Annotated in this window: 27 protein-coding genes; 18 read left to right on the top strand and 9 right to left on the bottom strand. The window is 71.8% G+C overall.

All coding sequences use genetic code 11. From position 1 onward, the window contains the following. Positions 1-147 precede the first annotated feature (147 nt). From C8E97_RS10975 to C8E97_RS10965, 3 genes are read left to right on the top strand one after another with little or no spacing between them, the layout of a single operon-like run. Positions 148-975 carry a CPBP family intramembrane glutamic endopeptidase gene (locus C8E97_RS10975; protein ID WP_121004131.1) on the top strand — a complete coding sequence of 276 codons (828 nt, stop codon included), beginning with the start codon at positions 148-150 and terminating at the stop codon, positions 973-975. Next, positions 972-2,117 (top strand): sensor histidine kinase, encoded by a 1,146-nt coding sequence (locus C8E97_RS10970; RefSeq protein ID WP_121004128.1) that lies wholly within the window; start codon positions 972-974, stop codon positions 2,115-2,117. Before C8E97_RS10975 ends, C8E97_RS10970 begins: the two co-directional genes overlap by 4 nt. Further along, positions 2,114-2,773 (top strand): response regulator, encoded by a 660-nt coding sequence (locus C8E97_RS10965; RefSeq protein ID WP_121004125.1) that lies wholly within the window; start codon positions 2,114-2,116, stop codon positions 2,771-2,773. The genes C8E97_RS10970 and C8E97_RS10965 overlap by 4 nt, the downstream gene beginning before the upstream one ends. An 18-nt stretch (positions 2,774-2,791) precedes the next feature. Here C8E97_RS10965 and C8E97_RS10960 read toward each other — a convergent pair whose 3' ends face one another. Beyond that, entirely contained in the window at positions 2,792-4,018 is a 1,227-nt protein-coding gene (locus tag C8E97_RS10960; RefSeq protein WP_121004122.1) for an FAD-dependent monooxygenase, read from the bottom strand. Positions 4,019-4,136: 118 nt separating this feature from the next. On the opposite strand from C8E97_RS10960, the gene C8E97_RS10955 reads away from it, so the two are divergent. From C8E97_RS10955 to C8E97_RS10925, 7 genes are all read left to right on the top strand, one after another. Further along, positions 4,137-4,592: a MarR family winged helix-turn-helix transcriptional regulator gene (locus tag C8E97_RS10955; protein WP_121004119.1), complete on the top strand. Its 456-nt coding sequence runs from the start codon at positions 4,137-4,139 to the stop codon at positions 4,590-4,592. 208 nt (positions 4,593-4,800) lie between these two features. Further along, the gene (locus C8E97_RS10950; protein WP_121004115.1) at positions 4,801-5,364 is read left to right on the top strand and encodes a papain-like cysteine protease family protein; all 564 of its coding nucleotides are present in this window, start codon (positions 4,801-4,803) and stop codon (positions 5,362-5,364) included. 79 nt (positions 5,365-5,443) lie between these two features. Further along, complete coding sequence (locus C8E97_RS10945) at positions 5,444-6,250, top strand: hypothetical protein (RefSeq protein WP_246018805.1); 807 nt, start codon at positions 5,444-5,446, stop codon at positions 6,248-6,250. A 234-nt stretch (positions 6,251-6,484) separates the two neighbouring features. Continuing rightward, entirely contained in the window at positions 6,485-7,033 is a 549-nt protein-coding gene (locus C8E97_RS10940) for an EF-hand domain-containing protein (RefSeq protein WP_121004108.1), read from the top strand. A 323-nt stretch (positions 7,034-7,356) separates the two neighbouring features. Further along, a complete protein-coding gene (locus C8E97_RS10935; RefSeq protein ID WP_121004105.1) occupies positions 7,357-7,683 on the top strand; it encodes a PadR family transcriptional regulator in 327 nt (108 codons plus the stop codon). Further along, entirely contained in the window at positions 7,680-8,036 is a 357-nt protein-coding gene (locus C8E97_RS10930; RefSeq protein ID WP_121004101.1) for a DUF1048 domain-containing protein, read from the top strand. Before C8E97_RS10935 ends, C8E97_RS10930 begins: the two co-directional genes overlap by 4 nt. Before the next feature lies 1 nt (position 8,037). Further along, positions 8,038-8,364 (top strand): DUF1048 domain-containing protein, encoded by a 327-nt coding sequence (locus C8E97_RS10925; protein ID WP_121004098.1) that lies wholly within the window; start codon positions 8,038-8,040, stop codon positions 8,362-8,364. Positions 8,365-8,432: 68 nt separating this feature from the next. Here the strand turns inward: C8E97_RS10925 and C8E97_RS34415 are convergent, their stop codons facing one another. Next, positions 8,433-8,777 carry a hypothetical protein gene (locus C8E97_RS34415; protein ID WP_170211531.1) on the bottom strand — a complete coding sequence of 115 codons (345 nt, stop codon included), beginning with the start codon at positions 8,775-8,777 and terminating at the stop codon, positions 8,433-8,435. Between the two features lie 38 nt (positions 8,778-8,815). Then, on the bottom strand, positions 8,816-8,995 hold the full coding sequence (locus tag C8E97_RS35210) for an RICIN domain-containing protein (protein ID WP_246019354.1): 180 nt from the start codon (positions 8,993-8,995) through the stop codon (positions 8,816-8,818). Between the two features lie 771 nt (positions 8,996-9,766). Here C8E97_RS35210 and C8E97_RS10910 point away from each other — a divergent pair. Beyond that, complete coding sequence (locus C8E97_RS10910; protein WP_281275322.1) at positions 9,767-10,864, top strand: sensor histidine kinase; 1,098 nt, start codon at positions 9,767-9,769, stop codon at positions 10,862-10,864. A 137-nt stretch (positions 10,865-11,001) separates the two neighbouring features. On the opposite strand, the gene C8E97_RS10905 is transcribed toward C8E97_RS10910, so the two are convergent. Beyond that, complete coding sequence (locus tag C8E97_RS10905; protein ID WP_121004095.1) at positions 11,002-11,508, bottom strand: hypothetical protein; 507 nt, start codon at positions 11,506-11,508, stop codon at positions 11,002-11,004. 57 nt (positions 11,509-11,565) lie between these two features. Beyond that, positions 11,566-15,486, bottom strand: a complete 3,921-nt coding sequence (locus C8E97_RS10900; RefSeq protein ID WP_246019353.1) for a polymorphic toxin-type HINT domain-containing protein — start codon at positions 15,484-15,486, stop codon at positions 11,566-11,568. Positions 15,487-15,736: 250 nt separating this feature from the next. On the opposite strand from C8E97_RS10900, the gene C8E97_RS10895 reads away from it, so the two are divergent. The 5 genes from C8E97_RS10895 to C8E97_RS10875 all read left to right on the top strand — a co-directional run bounded on the left by C8E97_RS10895 (position 15,737) and on the right by C8E97_RS10875 (position 22,292). After that, positions 15,737-16,258: a hypothetical protein gene (locus C8E97_RS10895; RefSeq protein WP_147455057.1), complete on the top strand. Its 522-nt coding sequence runs from the start codon at positions 15,737-15,739 to the stop codon at positions 16,256-16,258. A 407-nt stretch (positions 16,259-16,665) separates the two neighbouring features. Next, a complete protein-coding gene (locus C8E97_RS10890) occupies positions 16,666-17,112 on the top strand; it encodes a YbaB/EbfC family nucleoid-associated protein (protein ID WP_121004086.1) in 447 nt (148 codons plus the stop codon). Between the two features lie 4 nt (positions 17,113-17,116). Beyond that, complete coding sequence (locus C8E97_RS10885) at positions 17,117-17,425, top strand: type VII secretion target (protein ID WP_121004083.1); 309 nt, start codon at positions 17,117-17,119, stop codon at positions 17,423-17,425. Continuing rightward, positions 17,422-21,819 (top strand): RHS repeat-associated core domain-containing protein, encoded by a 4,398-nt coding sequence (locus C8E97_RS10880; RefSeq protein WP_121004079.1) that lies wholly within the window; start codon positions 17,422-17,424, stop codon positions 21,817-21,819. Before C8E97_RS10885 ends, C8E97_RS10880 begins: the two co-directional genes overlap by 4 nt. A 26-nt stretch (positions 21,820-21,845) precedes the next feature. Then, positions 21,846-22,292: an SMI1/KNR4 family protein gene (locus tag C8E97_RS10875; protein ID WP_147455056.1), complete on the top strand. Its 447-nt coding sequence runs from the start codon at positions 21,846-21,848 to the stop codon at positions 22,290-22,292. A 131-nt stretch (positions 22,293-22,423) separates the two neighbouring features. Here C8E97_RS10875 and C8E97_RS10870 read toward each other — a convergent pair whose 3' ends face one another. From C8E97_RS10870 to C8E97_RS10860, 4 genes are all read right to left on the bottom strand, one after another. Next, a complete protein-coding gene (locus C8E97_RS10870; protein WP_170211752.1) occupies positions 22,424-23,275 on the bottom strand; it encodes an SAM-dependent methyltransferase in 852 nt (283 codons plus the stop codon). Next, on the bottom strand, positions 23,272-23,523 hold the full coding sequence (locus tag C8E97_RS34410) for a hypothetical protein (RefSeq protein ID WP_170211750.1): 252 nt from the start codon (positions 23,521-23,523) through the stop codon (positions 23,272-23,274). The genes C8E97_RS10870 and C8E97_RS34410 overlap by 4 nt, the downstream gene beginning before the upstream one ends. A gap of 79 nt (positions 23,524-23,602) precedes the next feature. Continuing rightward, positions 23,603-24,475, bottom strand: coding sequence for a class I SAM-dependent methyltransferase (locus C8E97_RS10865; protein ID WP_121004071.1), 873 nt, complete (start codon positions 24,473-24,475; stop codon positions 23,603-23,605). Between the two features lie 175 nt (positions 24,476-24,650). After that, positions 24,651-25,391, bottom strand: a complete 741-nt coding sequence (locus tag C8E97_RS10860; protein ID WP_342776207.1) for an alpha/beta fold hydrolase — start codon at positions 25,389-25,391, stop codon at positions 24,651-24,653. 178 nt (positions 25,392-25,569) lie between these two features. On the opposite strand from C8E97_RS10860, the gene C8E97_RS35900 reads away from it, so the two are divergent. Together C8E97_RS35900 and fabG are read left to right on the top strand one after the other, a co-directional pair. Further along, on the top strand, positions 25,570-26,232 hold the full coding sequence (locus tag C8E97_RS35900) for a helix-turn-helix transcriptional regulator (protein ID WP_246018803.1): 663 nt from the start codon (positions 25,570-25,572) through the stop codon (positions 26,230-26,232). Continuing rightward, a complete protein-coding gene (fabG, locus tag C8E97_RS10850) occupies positions 26,229-26,954 on the top strand; it encodes a 3-oxoacyl-ACP reductase FabG (protein ID WP_246018801.1) in 726 nt (241 codons plus the stop codon). The genes C8E97_RS35900 and fabG overlap by 4 nt, the downstream gene beginning before the upstream one ends. Position 26,955 lies beyond the last annotated feature (1 nt).

Here is a 26,955-nt window from a genome sequence, read left to right as displayed (position 1 = left end):
GCCCGATCCCGCCTTCTCCACGGGCTTGTCCCCCGTGCGAGCTACACGCAGGTGTCCACTGCGCGGTGACGACTCCGGGCCGGCGAATCCCTAGCGTTCCGGGCATCGGCGGCGAACCGGCCGCCGATGTCGAACGAAGGATTGTTCATGCGACTGTTGTTGCAGTTCGGTGTGGTCGCCCTGGTCGCTTTCGCCGGCAGCGCGATCGTCGGCGCGGTGCAGTGGAATGTGCCCCTCACCCTGGCGTTGGGCCTCGCGACGGCGGCGCTCTCGCTGTACGCCTACGTCCAGGTGGTGCGGCGGACCGAGCGCCGGGCACCGGTCGAGGTGGCGTTGCGGGGAGCGGGCCCCGCGTTCGGGCGCGGGTTGCTGATCGGCCTCGGCATGTTCGCCGCCGTCATCCTGAACATCGCGTTCCTCGGCGGCTACGAGGTGCTGGGGTGGGGCTCGCCGGCGGGCGCGACGGCGTTGCTCGGGTTCATGGCCGCCGCCGTCGTGACCGAGGAGTTGCTGTTCCGCGGCATCCTGTTCCGCATCGTCGAGCAGCGGATCGGCACGTGGGCGTCGCTCGCGCTCACCGGGGTGCTGTTCGGCGCGGCGCACCTGTTCAACCCGCACGCCACGTTGTGGTCCGCGTCCGCCATCGCCGTCGAGGCCGGGTTCATGCTGGCCGCCGCCTACGCCGCCACGCGGAACCTGTGGGTGCCCATCGGCGTGCACTTCGGCTGGAACTACGCGCAGGGCGGCATCTTCAGCGCCAGCGTCTCCGGCAAGGACGCCCCGCAGGGTCTGCTGGACGGCGTGACGTCCGGCCCGCTCCTGCTCAGCGGCGGCGAGTTCGGCCCGGAGGCGAGCGGGTACTCGGTGCTGGCGGGCGTGGCGGTGACGGCCGGGTTCCTGTGGCTGGCCCGGCGGCGCGGCAACCTGGTGGCGCTGCCCCGCCGTTCGGCCACCGCCGCTACGCTCGCCGGGTGATCGGCCTCCGGCAGATCCCGGACCTGTGGCAGCGCTGCGACGTCACGGTCCGGGACGTCCCGCTCGCGCTCGCGCTGGCGCTCGCTTCGCTGGTGCCCGCGCTGCACAGCCGGGGCACCCAGCTCGGCGACCTCCCGACCCGCCCGATGGACGCGTTGGCCGTGGCCGTGATCGCGCTGGAGTGCCTGCCGCTGGTCGTGCGCAGGAGGTGGCCGCTCCTGTGCCTCGCGCTGGTGTGCACGGGGTTCGCGGCCGACCAGCTCCTCGGCTACCACGCGGTCGCGGGCACCGCGCTCCCCCTCGCGCTGCTGAGCACCGGGCTCCACCTGGACCACCACCGCCGCACCACCGCCGTGCTGGCCTCCGCGGCGTACGTGCCGCTGGCCGCCGCGCTCGACCGGCAGGGGTCGACCGAGGGCGTGGCCGGGTTCACGACGTTCTACCTGGCGCTGGCCGCCGCGTGGGCGGTCGGTGCGTGGCTGCGGCTGTCCAGGACCGCGGAGGCGGAGCGCCGCGGTCACGTGGCCGAGGTCACCCGGCTCGCCGAGCGCGCCCGCATCGCGCGCGAGCTGCACGACGTCGTGACCCACCACGTGACGGCGATGGTCGTGCAAGCCGAGGCGGCGCGGTACCTGACCGCGTCCCCCGAGCGCCTCGACCAGGCGCTGGCCGCGATCACCGACACCGGCCGCCGGTCCATCGCGGACCTGCGGCACCTGCTCGACGTGCTGAACCCGGACCACGCCGCCGATCCGCGCGCGCCGTCCGTCGGCGAGCTGAGCGCGCTCGTGGAGCAGACCAGGCGCGCCGGGCAGCCGGTGGAGTTCACCGAGGAGGGCGTGCCGCCGGCGGGGAGCGCGAGGGTGGTGGCGTACCGGGTGGTGCAGGAGGCGTTGACCAACGCGCTCAAGTACGCGCACGGCAACCGGACCACGGTGCGCGTGCGGCACGGCGGGAGCGAGATCGTGGTGGAGGTCGGCACCGAGGGCGGGAATTCGTCCGCCGCGTCACCGGGCGGGAGCGGACGCGGCCTCGCCGGGCTGCGCGAGCGGGTCGGCGTGCTCGGCGGCGAGTTCAGCGCGGGCAGGCGGGGCGGCGACTTCGTGGTGCGCGCCCGCATCCCGGCGGGGAGCCCGTCGTGAGCGGACCGGTCCGGGTGCTGGTGTGCGACGACCAGGCGTTGGTGCGCACGGGGTTCGCGACGATCATCGACGCGCAGCCCGACCTTGAGGTCGTGGGCGAGTGCGGTGACGGGCGCGCCGCCGTCGACCTCGCCGAGCGGTTGCGCCCCGACGTGGTGGTGATGGACGTCCGGATGCCGGTGCTCGACGGCATCGAGGCGACGCGCCTGCTGGCGGGCGCGGACGTCGCGAACCCGGCCAAGGTGCTCGTCGTGACGACGTTCAACCTGGACGAGTACGTGTACGAGGCGCTGCGCGCGGGCGCCAGCGGGTTCCTGCTCAAGGACGCGCCGCCCGCGCAGCTGCTGCACGGCATCCGCACGGTCGCGACCGGGTGGGCGCTGCTCGCGCCCGAGGTGACCCGTCAGCTCGTCGGCCGGTACGCCGAGCGGATACGGCCAGCGCGGGGCGCGCCGGACGACATCCCGCTGACCGCGCGGGAACTCGAAGTCCTGCGCCTCATCGCGGACGGCCTGTCCAACGGCGAGATCGCCGCGACGCTGGTGATCAGCCACGAGACCGTCAAGACCTACGTGTCCCGCATCCTCACCAAGCTCGACCTCCGCGACCGCGTGCAAGCCGTCGTCTACGCGTACCGGCACGGCTTGGTGGCCTGACGGTCCTCACGCGGACCGTCAGGCCGCCGACGACGAGCCGCGCGCGATGTCGAAGTCGCGCTCCCGGTTGACCCTGCTCCTGCTCCGCAGGGAGCGCAGCGCGTCGCCGATCACGGGAAGTCGGGTGCCGCGTGCGGTGATCGACCGGAGTGCGATCTGCCGCTGGTTGTCGGGCGTGAAGAAGAGCCGCCCCCGGACGCCCGTACGCTGGTAGCCGGTGATGAACGGGCGCAGCCGGGATTCCCACGACCGCAGCGCGCCGGGGACGTCGCCGGCGTGGCGGTCCAGCGCGGTGCCGAGCAGGTCGGCCCCCGCGAGCGCGGCGGAGACGCCCATGCCGGCGTAGAGGCCCACGCACCACGCCGAGTCGCCGACGAGCACCACCCGACCGCTGGACCACGCCGCCATCCGCGCCTGCTCCACGGTGTCGAACAGGAAGCTGTCGGCGTCGTCCAGCTCGTCCAGCGCCCGGCCGAGCAGCGGGCCCGCCGGTTCCGGGCCGAACGCGGCGCGGACGCGATCCGCGGGCCGCCCGGTGAACTGCCCGTCCACGTCGTCGGTGCGGTAGGAGAACAGCAGGCTGTGGGGGCGGTCCACGAAGGGGAACAGCCACAGCGCGCGGCCGGGCTCGAAGAGGCTGATGCCGTCGCGCGGCGGCGCTCCCCCGAGCGGGCCCGGCAGGGCGAGTGCCGCGGTCATGTAGCCGAGCCGGTGCAGATGTCGTTCGTGCGGACCGAAAACGAGCCGGCGGACCGTGGAACGCAGCCCGTCCGCACCGACGACGAGGAAGAACCGCTCGGTGCGGGCCACGCCGCCGTGTTCGAGGGTGACGTCCACACCGGACCCGTCCTGCTCGATCCTGGTGGGCCACGTCGCGTAGCGGATCTCGACGTCTGCGGGGAGCGCGTCGAACGCGGCGCTCTCGACGTCGCCGCGCAGCATCATCCGCCGGTCGCCCGCGAGGTCGCTGAACCCCAGGCCGGGTTCGCGGTCGCCGTCCCTGGTGACGGTGAAGGTCCGCCCGCCGGGCACGGACCGGTCGGGTATGGCGTGGTCGAAGCCGAGCCGGCGCGCGGCGGCCAGCCCCGCGCCGAAGAGGGCGACGAAGTAGCCGCCCGGCCGGCGGTCCGGCGCACGTTCCACGATCACCGGCTCCCAGCCGATCCGGCGCAGGCGGATCGCGGTGGCGAGACCGCTGATGCCGAGGCCGACGACGAGGCAACGCTTGCGGTTGGTGGCGGGCACGGCTCTCCTTCGTGCGGGTGGACCGGTGGCGCGCGGGCGACGAGCCCGCGATGGTTTGTACTACCAACTACATGGCAGTTTGGTTGGTAGTGCGAACCATGTCAAGTACGATCACCGCATGAGGCCCGATGACGCGCTCCACGACGCCCTGGTCCGGACGTCCTTCCGGATGATGGCCGTGCTCACCCGCATCGGAGCCGGCCACGACCTGTCCCTCACCCAGCTGCGGCTGCTCGGCCTCCTGCGCGACCGCCGACCGCGCATGACCGAGCTGGCCGCCTTCCTGGGGCTGGACAAGTCCACGATGTCCGGCCTCGTCGAACGGGCCGAGCGCCGGGGTCTCGTGGCACGGGGCAAGTCGTCGGAGGACCGCCGGGTGGTCGACGTGTTCATCACCCCGGAGGGGCGCGAACTCGCGGAACGGGTGCAGGAGGAGATCCGCTCGGCCCTCGCGCCCTACACCGACCGCCTGGCGCCGGACGACCGCCCGGCGCTCACGCGGCTGCTCGACGCCGTTTCCGGCACGACGACGGGGAACCACGGGATCACGGGGTCGTCCGACGCCTCGCCCTGAGCCCGGCGAGCCGTTCCCAGCTGCTCGTCGCCCGGCAGCGCCCGCACGCGAGTCGCCCGAAGGTCACCGGATCATGGTCCACAGAGGACCGGGACGGTTCACTCTTATGAGCGTAATTCCCGCGCGTCCCTGTGTGGCCACGACATTTCGCGCTGTCATATCCATGCAGGTCGCCCGGCACTCCTCGTGCGCACGGGAAGGCAGGAAGATGGGCAGGTTCAAGTTCGCGGCCGCGGCGTCGGCCATCGCGCTGACGACCTCCGGGTTGCTCGTGGCCGCCGGTGGCACGGCCCAGGCGGAAGCGGCATACGACGAGATCACCATGCTCAAGCAGGAGAAGACCCAGTGGTGCTGGGTCGCCTCCGGCCTGACGATCGCCAAGTTCCAGGGCTACGGCAGCACGCAGGCCGACTTCTGCAACCGCGCCCAGCCCTACTACGGCTGCAACAACCAGCCCGCCACCCTCGACGACATGGCCAAGGGGTGGAAGAGCCTCGGCATGGCGCACACCGGCTCGGGCCTGAACAACGCGGCGTCGTTCAACCAGGTCTACACCGACGTCAAGGCGGCCCGTCCGCTCGGCGCGCGCATCGGGTGGACCTCGGGTGGCGGCCACATGAACGTCGTCTACGGCTTCGACACGTCCAACAACACCATCGGCGTGGCCGACCCCTGGCCGGACACCACCACCTACACGTGGTGGAACTACAACGACTACGTCAGCAACAACTCGTTCAAGTGGACCCACTCCCGGATCGGCATCTCCCGTTAAGGCAGGCGTCATGCGCGAAACACCGACATCCGGCGAGCGAACGGCGCCACGCCTCTCCCGCCTGACCGCAGTCCTGGCAGTGGGCGCGACCGCGCTGCTGTGCGCGACCGGCCCCGGCCACGCGGCCCAGGCCGAGGACCCGCTGCCGAACATCCCCGACTACCAGGCCGCGCTCGACGCGGTGAAGTCACCCGCCGTGCGCAACGCCGTCTGCCGCTTCCTGAGCGTGCCGTTGCCCCGTGGCGGGTCCTCGTCACCGCGGCCGATACCCGACAAGGCGGACCCGTGCGAGGGCCTGCCGACCTTCACGATCAAGGACCCGTTGGCGGTCAACGAGATCACGCCGGGCTTCGCCGCGGGCACGGCCCAGCCCATCCCCACCGAGGCGGTCAAGCTGAGCCGCCTGGTGTCGTCGTTGAGCGTCACCGTCAACGACCGCCAGGCCACCGTCATGCTCAACCCCACCGAGGGCGGCGGCTGGCACCTGGCGGCGGTGCGCGACGGCGACAGCGACGCCGCCTTCGCCGGCCAGGCCGAGCTGGGCAGCGTGGTGTTCGCCGAACCGCAGATCCGCGGGTGGTACCAGCTCAAGGTCACCACGGTCACGCCGCTCAACGACCAGGCACGGCAGGGCCTGGGCGGCCAGGCGTCGATGTCGCTGAGCGACTACCAGAAGCTGGTCAAGGAGCGCTACGCCGACAAGCAGGCGGGGTCGGAGTACGACACCAAGGGCTTCTCCAGCGGCTACGACGCCCCGAGCACGGAGGCGGAGCAGCACGTGCCGCCCTCGACGTGGCTGGTCGTCGGCGGTTCGAGCGCGGTGCTCGTGCTCGCGAGCGGCGCCTTCCTCCTCCTCCACCGCCGCCGGCGCGACACCACCGACTGAGCCGGCCGACGCCGCTGACCGCTTCTCGGCGGACGGGCAGGCCGTCGACAGGGCCGGCGCGGAACCCGGAATTCACGCGGTCGGCGGTGCGAGTGCCACTGGCGGTCGTTGTCGGGCAGTTCGCGTGCCACCGCATCGAGTGAAACGACCGACCCGTTTCCCCGACGCCCCGGATTCGCGCTTTCGCTACCCTCCGACCAAAGGCAGGGTCGACCACGAAGGCGAGGCATCCGCATGTCCGAGCAACTGCCGACGAGGAATGTCGACCGCGTTTTCGCGGTGCTCGACCTGGATGGCGACGGTCGGGTGGAATGGGCCGATTTCGAGGACAAGACGAGCGCGATCAGCCGGGAGTTCGCGGTCGCGCCGGACGCGCCCGAGGCCGTGCGCCTGCTGGCGGCCTACCGGCGCGTGTGGGAGTACGTGCGCGGCGCGGCGGACACCGACCGCGACGACGCCGTGACGCGGGAGGAGTTCGAGCAGGCCCACCTGGCGGGCCGGCTGTCCACGGCGGCGGTGGCGGACCTGTGGGCCACCGCGTCCGACAGGTGCTTCGAGTTGATCGACCGCGACGGCGACGGCCGCATCGACCAGGGCGTGCTGGCGGCGCTGTACCGGAGCGCGGAGGTGCGCGACGCGGAGCAGACGGCCGCGGTCGCCTTCGCCGCGATGGACGCCAACAGCGACGCCCTCGTCGACCAGGCCGAGTTCACCGCGAACGTGCGCGGCGTCTTCACCGCGACCGACGAGTCGATGAAAGGCGCCCACATGCTCGGCGCCTGATCCAGGGAATTCCCGTTGACGCGCGATTCCGGACGCGAGTCGGGGACGGACGGCATTACCGGACAATCGCGATGACACGGCCCGCGAGCGGCGTGCACGACAACAATGGAACTCCTGGTGGAACGGCGGGTGAACACCGGCCGGCACACCAGGAGTTCCGCGTTGTGGGCAACTGCTTCCGCCGCGCCCCGGAGCGCCGCGGGCACCCGGCCCCTCCACCCGGACCGGCGACCTGCCCGGTACGTGCGCACCGCCACTACTCTGTGATACTGTGTACCGGTACCCAGCAGTACGCAGTACCTGGGGGCGGAGGAGAACGCGCGATGGACGACCTGACAGAGATGCTGAAGGGCACGCTCGAAGGCTGCGTGCTCCAGATCATCGGCCGCGAGGAGACCTACGGGTACGCCATCACGCGTCGGCTGAACGAACTCGGCTTCACCGACGTCGTCGAGGGGACGGTCTACACCATCCTGCTGCGACTGGAGAAGAACGGGCTCGTCCAGGTGACGAAGCGACCGTCCGGCGTGGGTCCGCCGCGCAAGTTCTACGCGCTCAACGACGCCGGACGCGCGGAGCTCGCGACGTTCTGGGCCAAGTGGGAGTACGTCTCATCACGGATCGACCAGCTCAAGGAGGGCGGGGCATGAGCTTCTGGGAAACCATCACCGGCAGCGACCTCACCAGGGAGGTGAAGGCGTTCGACGCCAGGGCGGCGGCGTTGCCCGCCGACTACCAGGCGGCGTGGGAGGAGATCAAGCTCCACCTCGTGCCCTACTCGGACTTCACGGGCCGCAACCTGATGCCGATCTTCGACAGCGGGCTGGCGCTGCTGGAGGAGGCCGCGGCGGACGGGCAGGACATCCGCGACGTGCTCGGTGACGACGTCAAGGGCTTCTGCGCGGCGCTGGCCGGCGGTAAGGAGGCGCCGGGCTACCGCGACCGCTGGCGCGAGCAGTTGAACAGGAACGTGGCGCGCAAACTGGGGCAGCTGGGAGGCTGACATGGGCATCCGGGACATGATCGAGGGCAAGAAGCAGTGGCGGGCACACGTCGCGCGGGCCAAGGCGCTCCCGCCGGACTACCGGATCGTCTACGAGGAGATCCAGAAGTACCTCTTCAAGGTCGGGCCGACCGACCTGCTCGACGGTCCCCTGCTCTACGGGATCGTGGACTTCTTCGAGGAGGGCGCGGCGTCCGGCAAGGGGGTCCTGGACCTCATCGGCGACGACGTCGCGGCCTTCTGCGACGGCCTGATCAAGGACTCGCGCACCTACTCGGACGTCTACCAGGAGTCCGTCGCCGAAAAATCCCGCGAAGCCGACGAGTGACACCCGTGGACCCAAGGCCCCGGTGGCGCCTTGGGTCTACGGGGTTCAGCGGGAGCGTGCCCCTTCGGTCACCACCAGCCGGTGCAACGCCGCGTCGAGCTGTCGCAGAGGCGGAAGCGGATCGTCTTGACGTCCTGGTAGCTGCCGGAGAACGACGAGTTCGTCACGGAACCGTCCTCGGAGCGCTGCAGGTAGGTGTGCGAGGGCAGGGAGGACGGGCCGTTCGTCCACCACTTGCCGTCGTAGTCGTTGCCGTCCCAGTTCCAGGACTTGCACAGCGGCAGCGTGCCGCCCTCGGGCCCGCGCAGGTCGCCGCACTGCTGCGCGGCGGAGGCCGGTGAGGCGGCGAGGACGGCCGCGCCGGCGACCGCGGCGAGCACGACGCCGATCCGCTTGACAGCGGAGAGGAACATGGTTGAACCCCCAGGGTTCGTGTTGGTGTGACAGGAGATCAGGCGTCGATGTAGCGGGCGTCGAAGTACCAGCCCTGCTCGCCGCCGCCGTTGGCCGACCACTGGACCACCTTGGCGCCGTTGGCGGTGCTGCCGCCGTTCTCGACGGACATGCACTTGTTGCTCTTGTAGTTCACGAGGTTGTAGTAGGTCGCCGCGCTGGCCGGCGGCGTCGCCACCGCGGTGAGGCCGACAGCCGCCAGGGCGGCGAAAACCGTTCTGCGGAACCGAAACACAGTACCCCCTGCAAGTGATCGGGCGGGACGGCACCCGCACGGCCACGGTACGAACGGAAGGTTGTATGCGCAAAGAATGCATGATCGAGTTCGCCTGATCTTCACCTGCGGCCATTCGGGAAGCCCGGACCGCAGGCGGGCGGGCCGAGCCGGCACCGGCGACGGATCGCTTGCCGGCCGCCCCCTCCCGCTGCGCCCGCGCCAACAACAGGTGGTTGCGCTCGCGCAGCGGCACGTCGAGCCGGTCGGCCAGGCGCAGCGCCACGTCCCGGCTGGGCCGGGCGCGGCCGGCCTCCAGGAAGCTCAGGTGCCTGGCCGGGATGTCGGCTTCCAGGACCAGTTCGAGCCGGCTGTACCGGCGCCGCCGCCAGTGGCGCAGCAGGTCCCCGAACGGTCGGATGGCGGTGTCCACATCGGTCCGCACGAACCCCGCCGGGACCGCGGCGCGGTCCCGGCGTTCGTCCTCGCGGAGCCGGTTGTCGCGCGGTGCTGTCGGCACGTACGGGTTTCGATATGCCGACGATATGCCCCTGCGGTTAGCCTCATCCCGAGGGTGTGCGCGTGATCACCGAGGGCGACGTGGGCGACCGCACCCGCGCCTCGGTGATCGCCCCGGTGCAGCCGGGATCGGCACCGCCGTGGCCGTCGGCCACCGCATCGGCACGGCACTCGACACCGGACACGAGGGAGCAGACCGTGGACAGGGCGCCTGGTATGAGCGTTCGCCTCAAGCTCACCCTCAGCTACGCCGGGTTCCTCATGCTCGCCGGTGTCCTGCTGCTCACTGCCGTGTGGGTGTTCGTCCTGCGGTTCTGGCCCGCCGGTTCCCTCGTGCCCAAGCTCTCCAACCTCCGGCGCGTGTTCGACCCGACCAACTTCGGCCCGGCCGTCTTCAGCACGGCCGCGGTCGTGGTGCTGGCGTTCCTGCTGGTGTTCGGCCTCGTCGGGGGATGGCTCCTCGCGGGCCGCATGCTCACCCCGCTGACCCGCATCACCGACGCCACGCGCAGGGCCGCGAGCGGATCGCTCTCCCACCGGATACGGCTGCCCGGCCGCACGGACGAGTTCCGCGAACTCGCCGACGCCTTCGACACCATGCTCGCGCAGCTCGAAGCGCACGTGGCCGAACAGCAGCGGTTCGCGGCCAACGCCTCCCACGAGCTGCGCACACCACTGGCGATCACCCGGACGCTCCTCGACGTGGCCCGCAACGACGACAACCACGACACCGGCGAACTCGTCGACCGCCTCCACGTCGTCAACACGCGCGCGATCGAGCTGACCGAGGCGCTGCTCCTGCTCAGCCGCGCCGACCAGCGCTCCTTCAGCCGGGAGCACGTCGACCTGTCCCTCGTGGCGGAACAAGCGGCCGAAACGCTCCTCCCGCTCGCGGAACAACACGGCGTCACCGTCGAGACCTCCGGCGAGGTGGCCCCCACCGTCGGCTCGCAAGCGCTACTGCTGCAGATGACGACCAACCTCGTGCACAACGCGATCGTCCACAACCTGCCCGCACAGGGCAACGTGTGGGTCACGACCAGCGCTCAGCCCCACACCGTGGTGCTCACGGTCGAGAACACCGGCGAGGAACTCGCCCCACAACTCGTTCCCACGCTCGTCGAGCCGTTCCACCGCGGCACCGAGCGCAACCGCACCCACCACGCAGGCGTCGGCCTCGGACTGGCCATCGTCAACAGCATCACCCAGGCGCACGACGGAACCCTCACCCTGAGCCCACGGCCCGGTGGCGGGCTCCGCGTCACGGTGCGACTACCCACCGCGCCACCGCGCACCGGCAACCGACGGCCGTAGTCGTTCCCCGGCAACAGGGCTTGAGCCCGCCGACGATGTGCCGGGCCGGTACGGGCCGGAGGTCGGCGCGGCGCTCGCGGGCGACGGTCCCGCGCCGGCGCCGACGTGGGCCGGTGATGTCCGGTGGCACCGCGGGTTCAGTCGTCGGCGGCCACGAGCAGGGACAGGCTCCCGGCGGCGCGGTCGACCAGGACGAACTCGTGGAATTCGCCGTGCACGCCGCCCCAGTCGTGGAACGCCGTCCGCCCCAGGTCCTTCAGGCGGTACCGACCGGTGGCCTCCCGCACGGGCCCGAACACCTCGCGCTCCAGCACCTCCGCCAGGTCCGCCGGCACCTCGCCGCCCCCGGACGCCCAGTTCCCCAGCACCTCGACGGCCTCGGCCTCGGCCACCGGCTCGAACGCCTCCGCGGTCACCCGGTCCAACCAGTAGGGGCCGTGACGCGTGCCCGCCGGGTCGACGCCCCCACCCGCGTAGTCGTCGCGGAACCGGACATCACCGACCAACGCCCGCAACAACTCCCGATCCGCCGCGGCGGAGGTCCCGAACCGCTTCACGTCGACCCAGCGGAACCCGTGCCCGCCGCGCTCCGCGAACGCGAAGTCGCGGAAGTTGACGAGCACGCGGTCTCGGTACTGGAGCATCTGCTTCCCACTCTCGTGTTCCGGGCGTCGGACGCCTCCATCCTGGACGGTCGGCCCCTACGGCTCGATGTGGATCTTCAGCACCTTGCCCGTCGCGTCCGTGATGTCGACCGTGGCCCCACCCGACGCCGACTCCAGGCGCCACTGGACCACGGTCCCGTCCTTCAACTTGTAGACCTCGGGGATCTTGTCCCCGCGCGGCGGCAGCTTCTCGGCCCCCGCGATCCACCGGTCGAACACGGTCCGCAGCTCGCCCTCGTTGCGGACGGTCCGCACGGTGCCCTGCTTGCCCTTGGCGAGCGCCTCGAACTCCGTCCGCCACGCGCAGGAGTTGTGGACCAGGACGGACTGCCCGGCGACGTCGACGTAGTAGTCGTGATCGGTGTCGACCTCGAAGGTGTAGACCGGTGCGGAGGTCTGCTCGACGGCGACGGTCCGCACCTGCGCGGTGCCGCCGTCCAGGGTGCGCAGCTCGTCGCCGGCCAAGAGGTCCGCCGCGTCGGTCCACCCCTTGCCCGTCACCCAGAAGGGGTGTCCGGGTGTCGCGCGCACCGAGCCGTCCCCGACGGTGACCTCGACCAGCTCGGTGGCGTGGTTGGAGAACAGCCGGGTGACGGTGCGCAGCCGCGTGTCCCCGGTGACGGGGTCGGACGCCCAGACCCGGTCACCGACCCGAAGCTGCTCGATGGGCACCGAGCCCGATTCGGTCGCGACCGTGGTCCCGGCCGGGAAGCAGTTCCCGACCTTGGCCGCCTCGATGACCTTGCGCCCGTCCTCGACCACCCGTCGCGCGGCGGCGGACTTCTCGATGAACTTCCCGATGCCGGTGACGACCCGCCAGATGGCGCGGCCGACCTCGAACGCCTTGAACACGCCGACCGCGATGGAGGCGATGTCCAGCGCGCCCATCAGGCAGTTGAGCAGGCTGGGGTCCTGGGCGCACGCCTTGATGCCGCCGATGAACAGGTCGACGAGGATCTGGCCGCCGTTCTGGATGATCCAGTCCACGAGCCCGTGTTCCAGGGTGGCCTGCGCCTCGCGGTACCGGTCGACCGCCTCCTGCCCGCCGGCCGCCCGCAGCGCCGCCTCGTCGTCGGAGGACGGCGGCTGCGTCCCGCCGTTCGCCCCCTCGGGGTTGCCGGCGCGGCTGAGCTGGTCCTCCAGGTTCTTCTTCTCGGCGGCGATCCGCCGGGCGTCCTCGGCCGCCGCCGCTGCCTCCTCGGCGCTCTTGCCCGCCGCCAGCGCGGAAGCCCTGGCCTGCTCCGCGTAACCCCGGGCGGCGATGGCGGCGTCGTTCGCGCGGGCGGCCGAGGCGCGGGCGCCGGCGGCGGAGGCGTCCGCGGCGCGGGCGTCGGCGAGCGCGGACTGCTGGGCCTGCCGCGCCTGCTTGGCCGAGGCCGCGGCCTGGTCCGCCGACCGCTGCGCCGCGTCCGCCGACTCCGCGGCGGTCTTCGCGGCCTGGGCGGCCTCCTTCGCCGAGTTGCCCGCGCGCTCCGCCCAACCGTCGGCCTCGGCGGTGGCCTTGGCGGCGCGAGCGGCGTGCTCGGCCGCGCGGTCCGCGGTCTCCCGCGCGGTCGCGGCGGTCTGCGCGGCCTGCGCGACGTGGCGGGCGATGACCGCGGCGTGGGTGGCGGTGTCCGCGTCGCGCTGGGCGGCCGAGTACTGGCCGTTCGCCAGGAACGCCTGCCGCCAGGACGACGGCCCGTCGAGCGCCGCCTGCCCGGCGGCTCTGACCTCCGGGCCGCCGGCGTCGATGGCCTTCTGCACGGCCAGGCGCTCGTCCACGAGGCGGGTCTGCGACTGGCCGTTGAGGAGGAAGTCGCGCACGTCGGCGGGCGAGCCGGACATCGCCGCGTTGGCGGCCCGCCGGGTGGACGGCCCGCCGGTGTCGATGAGCCGCTGGAGCTCGATGCGGTCGTCGATCTCGCTGCCCTCGTAGGCCCGGTCGCGCAGGACCGCCAGCACCTGGTCGTGCGAGCCCGCCAGGGCGCCGGGGGCGGCCTGCTTGAGCTTCACGCGACCCGAGGTCGCGGCCAGGGCCTCCAGGGCGGCGCGGTCGTCCTGCTCGGTCGCCAGGGCCAAGCCGGTGGTCGCGAACGCGCGGACCTCGGCGGGACCGCCGGACAGCGCCTCCGCGGCGGCGGTGCGCGTCCAGTAGCCGCCCGAGGTCAGCAGGTTCACCGCCGCGCGGCGCGCGTGGCCGACGGCCGCGTCGACCGGGGTGTGCGGGTCGCGGGCCTGGTCGAGCAGGCGGGTCGTCTCCGCGTCGCGCCGGGAGACCTGGTCGGTGGTGGACTCCGCGCCGGCCGAGCGCTCGCGCTCGGCGTGCAGCGCGGCCCGGGCGGCGGCGCTCTGCTGCTCCCGCCAGGCGTCCAGGCGTGCCTGGTCCGCCCGGCGGCCGATCTCGTTGATCCGCCGGGCCTGGTCGGCCGCGGCGGTGGCCTGGTCGGCGGCTTGGCGTGCCTGCTCGGCGTGCTTGCGGGACTCGGCGGCGGCGTCGGCCGCCTGCCCTGCCGCGGCGGCGGCCCGTTCGGCCGCCTCGGCGGCGGCGATGGCGTTGCGGGCGGCCGCGTCGGCGGCGTCCCTGGCCTGGCGGGCCGCGGTGGCCGCTTCGTTCGCGAGGGCCACCGCGGCGTTGACGGCGTTGGTGGCCTGCTGCGCCGCGCGGCGGGCGTCGGCGGCGGCACGCGTGGCCCGGTCGGCCTGCGCGCCGGCGTTCCGGGCGTGGCCCGCGGCCTGGTCGGCGGCGCCGGCGGCGGCCTGGGCGTTGTTGCCGGCGCTGGACGCGGCCTTGGCCGCCTCACCGGCGGCCTGGGCCGCGTTGCCCGCCGCGTCCGCGGCCTGCGCGGCCAGCCGGGCTGCCGCGGCCACGGCCCTGGCGTCCTGCGCGGCCTTGTTCGCCTCACCGGCCCTGGTCGCGTCGCCGGCCGCGGCACCGGCGGCCTGCTGCGCGCGGGAGGCGGCCTGACCGGCCAGCGACGCGGCGGTGGCCGCCTGCGACGCGGCGTTGGCGGCGACGCGGGCCGCCTGGTTGGCCCGTGCGGCCGCGCCGATGGCCACCCGGGCGGCGGCGGCGGCGCGGTCGGCGGCGACGGCGGCCCGCTCCGCGGCGTCCGCGGCCCTGGCGGCGTTGCCCTTGGCCTGCTCCGTCTGCTCGGCGGCTTCGGCGGCGGCCGCGCGCGCGATCTCGGCGGCCTGCACCGCGCGGTCGGCGGCGTCGGCGGCGGCCTGCGTCTCGGTCGACGCCCGCGCGCCTGCCTCGGTGGCCAGCTCGGCCAACCGGGACACCGAAGCGGTCTCCTGGTCGCGTTCGGCGGCCACCGCGTAGCCGAACTCCAGGAAGTCCCGGATGTCGGCGTGGGTGCCGGACAAGGCGCGGTCGGCGGCGGCCTTGACCAGCGGGCCACCGCTGTCGGCGAGCCGCTGGACCTCGACCCGGTCGTCGGAGCGCGCGGTGTCGTACTGGCCGCTGTCCAGGAACGCGCGCACGTCCGCCGCCGACCCCGACAGGGCGGCGTTCGCGGCCCTCCTGGTCGAAGGGCCGCCGGTGCTCGCCAACTCGGTGGCCCGGATGCGGTCGTCGGTGTCCACGGTCTGCTGCCAACCGGAGTCCAGGAACGCCCGCACGTCGGCGGGTGAACCGGACATCGCCCGGTCGGCGGCGCGGCGCGTGGCCGGGCCGGCCAGGGTGATCAGCTGCTGGAGCTTGATCCGGTCGTCGACCTTGGCCACCTGGGGCGCGACCTCGGTGAGGAACCGGTGGACGTCCTCGTCGGACCCCGCCAACGCCGTGCCGGCGGCGCGCTTGGTCGCCGCACCCGCGGTGTGCCACAACGCCACGACCCGGGCGCGCTCGCCGGGCTGGGGAGAGGCTTCGCCCGCCGCGACGGCCGGGGTGTCGGGGACCGCGATCAAACCCGCGCCCACCGCGGCCACCACCGCGACCGCGACCCGCGATCGCACCGCGTGCCACCGCATTCTGCCCACCGACTCCTCCTCGAAGCCCTGGTATTCGTCCGCAGCTCCGGCGGACCGAGCCGGCGAACCGTAACCGATCAACGTCCACATATCCGCCGCCGGAAGAACAAGCGTGATCCGGCGAACACCCGACGTCCCGGCGCGCTGCGACAGGCATCACACCGCGTCGAGATCAACTGGGCGAACCTGGATCTTGTCGCCTACAGTCCCTGCCGACCCACCGGACCATGTGCCGCCAGGAGCGTTTCCCGTGCCACGACTTCCCCTTTTCCTGATCGTCATGTCCGTGGCGGGCGTGGCCCTGTCCGGCGGCGTGGCGGCGATCGCCACCACTTCCGACCAGAACGACGCGGGCGGCCAGTCGTCGCTCATCGAGGACTTCGGCTACCCCGGCGCCGAGCAGGTGAAGGCCAAGCGCGGCATCACCCTGATCTCCGGTGACGGCCACCTGGTGCTGGTCGACTGCGCGCCGAACGAAAAGCTCATCGAGGTGCGCGCCGACGGTTACGCCAACAAGGACACGGTGGTGGACAGCAACGGCGAACGCGGCCACTACTGCTTCCGGGTCACCGGTCCCGACGGTTTCCTGAAGATGGAACTGAAGAACGCCTTCAACGCCCGCGCCGACGACCGGACGGTCACCGCGAAGGTCACCGCGAACGACCAGACGACCACCAAGACGCTGAGCAACCAGAACTGGACCAACCTGGACATCACCCGCGACCCGGACAACCCGTGGTCGACCGTCCTGGAATTGCGCGCCACTTCCTGAGCCCTCGCCATTCCGACGCTCATCAGCAAGGGGTCGGGCAAGACGGCGTGAATCGCCTTGGCAGCGGAAGTCGTCGGACAGCATTACGTGCCGACGCTCGGCCGTGAAGAACTCGTCATGGTCCTCGGGGCGATCAGCACCCCCGGCACGGGACACGATCAGCCCGAGGGACCAGCCTCACCCGATGCGCCGGTTCGCGAATCCATGTCATCGCGGTGCCATGCCTGAAGTGACCAGGTTCCGCGGGCACGCGCCGACGACACGCCAGACGGCGACTCGGTGGGCGGGTACGGCAATCCGGGTCAACCGGTTGGGCCGAACCGGTCATCTTCGGGACGAATCGGCACGGAGCGTCGCCCCGGGGGCAGTAGCTTGGCCCGGTCCGCAGCTCACCGGAGGGGGAGCCGATGACCGATCCGTTGGCCAACGTGCAGCGCCTGGTGGACGACTGGGAGCGCAACGCGGAGGAGAAGGCCGCGCGGTACGAGTCGATGCGGCAGGAGGTCGAGCGGATCTCCATCACCGCGTCGGCCGCGAATGGCGCGGTGAGCGTGACCGTGGGGCCCAACGGCATCCCGAGCGCGGTGACGATGACCGAGGGCGTGTCGCGGTTGCGGCCCGAGCAGATCGCGGCGGCGGTGATGGAGGCGATGGGCAAGGCCCAGGCCGGGTATCCGGCCGAGCTGGCGCGGATCGTCGGGGAGACGGTCGGCCGGACGCCGTCGGGGCAGCACATCGTGGCGGTGGCCGAGCGCAACTTCCCCCGGCCCGAACCCGACGCACAGCCGCCCGCCGCGCCACGCCGGCGGCCCGGTGACGACGGGGACTTCACCGACGAGAGCTACCTGAGGTGACGCGATGACCGGCGGGTACGAGGTCGTTACCGGTGAGATCGGCGCGCTGGCCGGTCGGGTGGAGGGCTTGGCGGACCGGTTGCGCGCGGCGGCGGACGCGGCGCGGACGGTGACGATGAACGACTCCGCCTACGGCGTGGTCTGCCAGCCGTTCGCCATGCTGCTCCAACCCTTCGAGGACATGGGCGTGCAGGCGCTGACCAAGGCGGCGGAGACCGTGTCGGACAACGCCGCCAAGTTGCGGGAGACCTCGCGCGACTACGACACGCGGGAATCCGGTGAGTCCGCGCGCTTCGACGGGATGAACCGGTGACCAACCCGCTGGTGGCCGCGCCGAAGGACGACACGTCGGCGGTGACCGGGATCGGTATCGCCGAGTCGGCCAACGACCTGGCCCAGGGCATCTCCGACGGCAGCTGGGTCGAAGCCGGACTCGGCGGGGTCGGAGTCGGACTGGAAGTGCTGTCGATGGTGCTCGACCCCGTCGGCACCGTCGCCTCCTACGGCGTGTCCTGGCTCATCGAACACGTCCAACCCCTGAAGCAGGCCCTGGACTGGTTCGCCGGCGACCCACCCGTCATCCGCTCGTTCAGCGAAACCTGGACCACCGTCGCCACCGAAGTCCGCACCATCGCCCAGGACCTCGGACACCAGCACGCCACCGGCTGGCAGGGCACCGCCGCCGACACCTACCGCGCACACGCCGCCCAGACCGCCGACGCCCTCACCGGCGCCGGCACGCTGGCCGAAGGCGTCGGCACCGGCGTGATGGTCATGGGCGAAGTCGTCGCCGCCGTCCGCGAGATCATCCGCGACCTCGTCGCCGAGGTCGTCGGCAAACTCATCACCTGGGCCCTGGAAGCCATCGCCACCCTCGGCCTGGCCACGCCGTTGATCATCGCCCAGGCCGTCTCCACCATCACCAAGGTCTGCAACCGCATCGCCGACCTGGTCCGCAAACTCGTCAAAACCATCGCCAACGTCACCCCCCGCATCCGCAAAGTCCTGGACAAACTCGGCGAGATCACGGACAAGCTGAGCACCCTCGGCCGCAAGACCGACGGACCCGCCAGCCCCGACACCACCACCCCCGCCAGCACACCCAGGGCCGACACACCCACCGTCAAAGGCGCAGACGGCACCAACCCATCCAGCACCAGCAACCCATCCGGCACGACCTCCCCCTCCAGCACCACATCACCCTCCGGCACCACATCACCATCGGGCACCACCTCACCATCGGGCACGACCTCGCCCTCGGGCAGCACCACCCCATCGGGCAGCACCGCGCCGTCCGGCACCGCCACGCCGGATGCCTCAGGCACAACGCCGTCCCCCAAGCCCAAGTCACCGGACTCGACCTCTCCCGGCAGCACGAGCCGGCCAACCGACCCGAACAAGACCAAGACACCTGAAGGCTCGCGCAACCTGTGCAACGACCCGGTGGACGTGGTCACCGGCGACGTGGTGGCGGGCGAGACCGATGTCGACCTGGCCGGTGTGCTGCCGCTGCTGCTACGCCGCACCCATGTCTCGTCCTACCGGTCCGGTAGGAGCTTCGGGCCGAACTGGGCCGCGACCCTGGACCAGCGACTGGAGTTCGACGATCTGGGCGTCGTGTATGTAGCCGATGAAGGCATGGTGCTGATCTACCCGGCAGTGCCCCACTCCGGTGATGTGTTGCCCCTGATGGGGCCGCGCTGGCCCCTGCACCGCACGGATGACGGCTACGCGCTGGTCCGCCGCGGCACGCCCGAGATCCTGCACTTCTCCGAAGCCGGTCGCGAAGCTCGACTCACCGCGATCACCGACCGGAACGGCAACCGGATCGACATCGAGCGCGGCCCCGACGGCGTGCCGCTCGTGCTGCGCCACAGCGGCGGTTACCGCGTGGACGTCGGGTCGGCGTCCGGCCGGATCACCGAACTGCGCCTGCACGACCCCGCCGGACCTCCGATCACCCTGGCGCGGTTCGACTACGACTCCGATAGCCGCCTGAGGGCGGTGGTCAACTCCTCGGGCCAGCCGATGGAGTACGAGTACGACGCCTCCGGGCGGATGACGCAGTGGACCGACCGCACGGGCGAGTGGTACCGGTACTCGTACGACTCGCAGGGTCGCTGCGTGCGCAACGAGGGCTCGGGCGGGGTGCTCGACGGCTCCTTCGACTACGACACCGGCATCACGCGGTTCACCGATGCGCTGGGCCACGTGACCACCTATCGGTACACCGCCGGGAACCGACTGGTCGCCGAACTGGACCCTCTCGGCAACACGTGGACAAAGGAGTGGGACGACGAGGACCGACTCGTCGCCACCACGGACCCGCTGGGCAACGTGACGCGGTACGAGTACGACGAGAACGACAACGTCGTGGTCGTCACCCACCCCGACTCCTCCCGCACGCTGGCCGAGTACAACGGCCTCGGGCAGGCGACCGTCGTCGTCGCACCGGACGGCGGCGTGTGGCGGCGCGACCACGACGACCGCGGCAACCTCACGAGGACCATCGACCCCGCCGGTGCGATCACCCTCTACGAATACGACGACCGGGGCCGTCCCGTTACGGTCACCACACCGACCGGAGCCGTCCGCCGGATCGAGACCAACCCCGCCGGACTGCCGGTCGCCGTGGCTGAACACGACGGGGTCACGCGTTACGACCGCGACCAGTTCGGCCGGATCTCCCGCGTGGTGGACCCCGGCGGCGCGACGAGCGCCTTCACCTGGTCCGTGGAGGGCAAGCTGCTGAGCCGCACGCGGCCGGACGGTGCGGTTGAGCGGTGGCGCTACGACGGCGAGGGCAACGAGATCGAGCATATCGATGTGCTCGGCCGGGTCACGCGCACGACGACCACGCACTTCGACATGGTGGCGACGCGGACCGGACCGGACGGTGTCCGGACCACGTTCCACTACGACCGCAACCTCCGTGTGGTCGACATCGAGGACGGCCCGGCCTCGGCCTGGCACTTCGACTACGACCCGAACGGGCGGCTGGTCCGCGAGGTGGACCCGTCCGGCAGGGAACAACGCTACGGCTACGACGCGGCCGGCCGACTCGTGGAGAGGATCAACGGCGCGGGCGAGCCGACGCGTTACGAGTACGACCCGATGGGCAACCGGATAGCGGCCGTGTCGGCGGGCTCCGAGGCGAGGTTCACCTACGACCCGCTGGGCCGGTTGCTTCGCGCGGTCAACGCGGACGCCGACGTGTGGTTCGAACGCGACGCCGCCGGACGCGTGGTGCGGGAGACGGTCAACGGACTGGCGGTCACGTCGGTGTACGACCAGGCGGGCAGGCGCACGTCGAGGACCACGCCCACCGGATCGGTGAGCAACTGGTCTTACGACGCCCGCGGCAGGCATGTGGGTCTCCATAGCGGCGGCAGGACCCTTTCCTTCACCTTCGACGCCTCCGGCCGTGAGGTCGAACGACTCCTGGACACCGGTGTCGCACTGGCCCAGGCGTGGGACCCCGCGCACCGGCTCGCCGCGCAGACCGTCTCCGTCGGCAGGCGGACGGTCCAGAACCGCCGGTTCCACCACCGTGCGGACGGTCGGCGCGCATACGTCGACGACGGCGTCGCCCCGACACGCAGCCATCCCGGTGCGGTTCAAGGTGATCCGGAGCAGCGCGCGGGTGGCCTCGTGTACCAGCACGACGCCCAAGGCCGGGTGGTCCAAGCGCGCCGCAAGAGGCTGTCTGCGAAGCCCGACGTCTGGCGTTACGCGTGGGACGGCGAGGACCGCCTTGTCACGCTCACCACTCCGGACGGTGTCCGATGGCGCTACCGGTACGACGCCCTCGGCCGGAGGATCGCCAAGGAGCGGCTCGACGCCGCCGGCGAGGTGAGCGCCCGGCTGCTGTTCGTGTGGGACGGCATGCTCCTGGCCGAGCAGATCGGCGACGGCCGCGCGACCACGTGGGACTGGGAACCCGGCACCTTCCGGCCGCTCACCCAAGTCGAGCGGGGACTCGCCCCGCAAACGCAAGAATGGGTGGACCAGCGCTTCTACTCCATCGTCACCGACATGATCGGCACGCCAACCGAACTTGTGGACGAACTGGGCTCAGTCGTGTGGCAGAGCCGGGCCACGAGATGGGGTGAGGCCCTCGGGCGCCTGGAGTTCGCCGCTGACACCCCGCTGCGGTTTCCCGGCCAGTACCACGACACCGAGTCCGGCCTGCACTACAACAACCAGCGCTACTACGACCCGAGGATCGGGCGCTACCTCAGCCCCGACCCGATGGGCGCGGCGGCCGGACCCGACCCCCACGCCTACGCGTCCGATCCGGCGACCGGCGCCGACCCTCTCGGCCTCGCGTTGTGCCCGAAGGATAAAATCGACCAGTTCCGGTCGCGGTACAACGTCGGTGGGCGGAGGAACATCGCCGTCGCCGAGTACGAGATCAACGGGGTGAGCGGTGAGCGGATCGGCGTCAGCGGCGGCCACCAGTACCCCGACTCCGCGCCGATGCCCACGTCACCGCAGTACAGCCGAGGACCGGCGAACATCTCCCGCGACTCCGACTCCGAGTGGAAGATCCTGGAGGAGTTGGGCAGCCGACTCCAGCCGGGTGCCACCGGCCGCATCCACATCACGTCCGAGCGACCGGTGTGCCCGTCCTGCCAGGTCGTCATCGACGACTTCCGCAGAGCCTTCCCCGGCATCGACCTGACCTATTCCGATCTAGGTCGCTGAGAACGAGGAAACCCATGCCCCACACCATGTCGTCATTCGTCGCGACCCTGCTCGACAGCGGCATCGCCACTGCGGACACGGTCCGGGGCTGCACGCCCGCGGAGGTCGCGGAGGTGCGCGCCGATCAGCGGGTCGAGTGGCTGCCCGCGCAGTACGAGGAGTTCCTGCTCACCGCCGGTCGTCAGGCGGGGGACCTGCTTCGCGGCACGGACTTCTTCTACCCGACCGTCCTGGGACTGGCGGATGACGGGCGTGAGCTGTTGGACGAGAACGACGCGGCGGACCTCCTGCCGGAAGGTGCCGTCGTCGTCGGCATGCACCAGGGGTACGAGCTGTACTGGCTGGCGCCGTCCGGTGAGCTGAGCTGGTACAAGGAAGGAGCGACGACCGTGCACCGGACCTGGCCGTCGCTGCTGGACTTCCTCGTCGACCAGGCGGAAGCCCAGGCTGTCGCGAGGGGCGGAGCGACGTAGACCGCGGCGAGGAGCGGGTGCGCCGGACCGTCCAGTGGCGGCACACCGGCCAGTCCCGTGGCGGCACACCGGCCACCGGACCAGGACGGACTGATCGGGACCGCCTCGCGCTCCCCCGGCGCGCCGCGCGGTCAGGTGAGGTTCTGGTCCAGCCGGCGCAGGCGCTGGACGACCGTGGGGTCAGGGCGGCGAGGCGGGAGCGGGGGAACGACCAGGGTGGAGCACATGGTCAGCTTGCTGTCGGCGACCTCACCCAGGGGTGCGTGTTCGATGCGGGGTTCGGCGACGGCGTAGGGGGTGGCCTCGTAGATGATGACGTCGTAGGCGGCCCCGTAGGTGGTGGTGAGGACGTCCACCACGAGTCGGGCGCCGGGCGCGGGGTCGTGCTCGGGAGACCAGTCGCTCATGCCGATGGCGCCGATCTGCCACAGCACGAGCAGGCTGGTGGGGTCGAACACCCGCTGGTGGACGAGGAAGTCGGTGGCCTCGAAGGTCTGGCAGCCGACGGGCCCCGGATCGATGCCGAGGTCGGCGAACAGCCAGTCCTCGGCGGACGCGGCGGGCAGCATCCGCGCCGGGAACCCCTCTCGGCGCGCTTGCCGGATGGCCATGTGGGAGGGCGCGACGAAGACGCCGGGGTGGCCGTAGAACGCCACGCACACCAGGCGCTGTTCGCGAACCTCCGCCAGGATGCGGTCGCTCATCTCCTGGTATGAGTCCATCCTGGACTTGCCGCGCGCGTAGCAGTCCGTCAGGGAGCGCGCCGACGGGTTCAGGCGCGAGAGGTATTCCGCGCACAGCGGGTTGTCGAGGACGGTGAACACCGTGTCGGCGGCGCGGATCGCCCTTTCGGCCTGGAGGGTGAGGTCCCCGATGGCCTGGTACCCGGTGCCCACGACGATCAGCTCGCCCCGCTCCGGGTCGCCCGCCCCGGACCGTCGCGTCAGGACGGTGTCGGGTCCTCCGCGGCGAGCCGGTGTCACTGCTCGGGGGTGGCGACGACGAGGACGACGAGGGCGAGGGCGCCCCGCGTGCTGCGCTGGACGGGATCGGGGTGTTCCTGCGACAGCAGCGCGTTGATGGCGCCGATGTCGCCGCCGGCGAGGACCGCCCGCTGCTCGTCGTCGAGATCGGACTCGGCGAGCACGGCGTGCCGGTCGGCTTGGAAGGCGCGGCGCCTGACCGGGTCGAGGGCCAACTCCTCCATGAACGTCGCGAGCGCGGCGGACATCGCCTACCACCTTTCGTCCGGGAGCCGGGTGCGGCTCATGGGCAACGGTAGGCACGTCGATGTCGTTCCGCACCGCGCGTCACCCGGAAGGGTTTCGCGCCGGGTCCGTCCCGGACCCGTCGCCGAAGCGCAGGCGCATGATCCAGACCGGTTTCCAGTTCCTCACCACGGGTGTACGTGCCATCCACGGCAGTCGTCGGCCGTAGATCCTCCCCCGGCCGGCGGGGAGGGGCAGGTCCACCAGCTCGACGATCCCCGGGTGGGCCGCCCGCAGCCTGCGGGCCTCCTTCGGGTCCATCCCCCAGTACGCGGGAGGGACCGGGACCCCGGCGGGGGTGCGTGTACGCCCTCGGGCCATGAGGGCGCTGAGCCAGCGGGCCGGGGCCTCGAAGACCATCGCGGCGCCGGGGAACCGCTCCGCGCACGTGGCGACGAGTCGGTGCACCTCCGTCGGTCGGAAGTACTGGAGCAGTCCCTTGGCGGTGATCAGCACTCCGCGGGTGCGGTCCACCTCGTCCATCCAGCGCTCGTCCAGCGCCGAGCAGGCGATGAGCCGCTGCCGCGTCGATTCCGGCAGCAGGCGCCGCCGCAGTCCCACCACCTCCGCCAGGTCCACGCTGACCCACCGGGCGCGTCCGTTGTCCACGCGCCAGAACTGCGTCTCCAACCCCTCGGCGAGAACGACGACGGTCCCGTCCGGGTGGTCGCGGAGGAACCGGCGGACCTCGTCGTCGAAAACCCGCGTCCGGATCGCTTCGCCCACGGTCGAGTCCCACTTGTCCGGGCCGAATCGCTCCTGAAAAGGGTAGTCGAGGGCGTCGACCAGCTCGACGGCCTTCGGGTCGTCGAGCAGGCGGTCGGGCCGACGTGCTTCCCACGCGCGCATGTACAGCGTCCAGAGGGCTGTTTCGGGAACACCGTCCAGCTCGGGCCGGGTTCGCGGTGGTCTCATGCCGATGGCTCCTCACGCAGGCAGGCCGGTCAGCCCGGTGCCGGGACCTTCCGCTCCTGGTCTGCCACCCGAGTCTGCGCGAGCGGGAGGGGACGGGCCAGCGGTCCCCTCCGCCGACGTGGACATCTCACACCTTCGGGTGGCGGCGACGCACCGCGCAGGCGGACGAACCGGGTCAGCCGCTCCTGCCGGCGAAGTCGGCGATGAGCGCACTGGTGTTCTTGTCGTACTGGTGCGGGAAACCGTGTGCTCCGAGGACGTTCACGCACCGACCTCGTCGAGCGGCGGCGCCCAGCCTGCTGGCCCAGGGCTCCGGGCAGAACGCGTCGTGCTCCCCCCGCACGACCAGCACCGGGCACCGCACGTCGGTGACGATCTCCTCCGGGCGGTCGTGCTGCGCCGACCGCAGGAGCCGGCACAACGTCACCGCCCCGACCCTCGCGCACCCCGGCAGGACGGCCCTCCACACGTCGAGCGGCTCGTGCGCCGCGTTGCGGAAGTTCGCGCGCACCAGGGCCGGGACCCGTCGCAGCCGAGGCGGGAACGTCGGCGACATCAGGACCAGCACCCGCACCGCTGCCGGCACCTGGACGGCGGCGCGCAGGGCGACTTGCGCCCCCGTGGAGTGCCCCGCCAGCACGACGGGCGCGTCCACCGCGACCTCCAACCACTGCGCCACAGCGGTCGCGAACGCGGGCAGGTCGACACGACCGACCGACCCGAGCACGTCGAGCAGCACCGACCGCGTCCACGTCCCGCACTCGCTCGCGAGGTTCACCAAGTCCTCTGTGACACCAAGAGCCGGCACGAACACCACCACCGGTCGTCCCGCCCGCCGGTCGCCCGCGCACAGGGCACGCACGCGCGTCCCGGCGAACTCGTCACCACGGAAGTGGTGACGCCTATCGGACGCCATCGGACGAGCACCACCGACGGCTCCCGCCGAATGCCGACGCCGACCGGTGAACAGCACGTCGAGACAGCGCTTTCGGCCTTTTGACCCACTGTGCCGATGGATCGACATGTGCTACATTCTGCAACCTGGCAACTACGAAGAGCAACCATCGACGTGGGGGGCTCGTTCCATGGGCGACTTGAATCCCGCTTCGGAACCCGAGCAGCTCGCCGGCCACACCTCACACGTCTTCCAGCGGTGGCTGGACATCAACGGTTTGACCACGGCGGACGTGGTGCACGACCTCGAATGCCGGGCAGACCTGCACGGGTGGAGCAGGGACGAACTCGCGTCGTGCCTGAGGTGGTTGCACTTCGGCCAGCACGCCGAGCCCATGCCCCCTCGGCTCCTGCAAGCGGTGTCCAGCCGCATGGAGGCGGCGCTCCACGAGACCCTCGCCAAGGTCCAGTGGATGGCGACCCAGCACCGGGCCGGAGCGGAGTTGGCGGCGACCGCGGGGCGGGCCCAGCGGAGCGGGCGCGACGGTTCGCCGGGCATCCCGGCGCAGCGGCACCCCGCCGGCCGGATCCGCGCGGCGGTGGAACCGACACCCGGGAAGCGCGCCGACGACCTGACCCCGCGTGAACGGCAGGTCCTGCAACTGCTGGGCCTGGGGCAGTCGAACCGCCGGATCTCCCGATGCCTGGGGCTGTCGGAGAAAACGGTGAAGAACTACCTGAGTTCGTTGTTCACCAAGCTGTCCGTCACCGACCGGACGACGGCGGTGCTCGTCGCCCTCCGGCACGGCTACATCTCCGTGCCGTCGACGGCCAGGGACGTCGCTGGCCCGGTTTCGCCGTGAGCCGTCGGGTGGCCGTGGTGACCGGTGGTTCCCGCGGTATCGGGCGTGCGGTGGTGACCGCCCTGGCGCGCGACGGCCACGACGTCGCCTTCTGCTACGAGTCCGACGACGAGTCGGCGGGGCGGGCGGTGGCCGAGGCGGAACCCTCCGGCGCTTCCGTGCTGGGCGCGCGATGCGACGTGACCGACACCGCTTCGGTACGGCGGTTCGTCGAGCGGGTGCGCGACACCCTGGGCCCCGTCTCGGTCCTGGTCAACAACGCGGGCGTCATGCGGGACGGGTGGCTGGCCCGGATGGGCGACGAGGCGTGGCACCGGGTGCTGGACGTCAACCTCACCGGGACGTTCCGGGTGACGCGCGAGGTGGTGCCGGACCTGATGGGTCGGCGCGGTGGCGCGGTCGTCACGCTGTCGTCGGTGGTGGGCCTGGACGGCAACGCCGGACAGGTCAACTACGCCTCCTCCAAGGCCGCGCTCACCGGCTTCACCCTCTCGCTGGCCAAGGAGCTGCGGCGGTTCGGCGTCCGGGTGAACGCCGTGGCGCCGGGCTTCATCGGCACCAGCACCGCCCTTCCCTACGAGGACAGGTGGAAGCCGCTCATCCCGATGGGCCGGTTCGGCACCCCCGAGGAGGTGGCCGCCGTGGTGGGGTTCCTGGTGTCGGACCGGGCGGCCGGCATCACCGGCCAGGTCCTGCGGGTCGACGGCGGCCTGCGGTTCTGAC

It is taken from the genome of Saccharothrix australiensis (assembly GCF_003634935.1).
Taxonomy (GTDB): Bacteria; Actinomycetota; Actinomycetes; order Mycobacteriales; family Pseudonocardiaceae; genus Actinosynnema; species Actinosynnema australiense.
The sequence above is the reverse complement of the archived record's forward strand: the minus strand, read 5'-3'. Positions and strand labels throughout refer to the sequence as shown.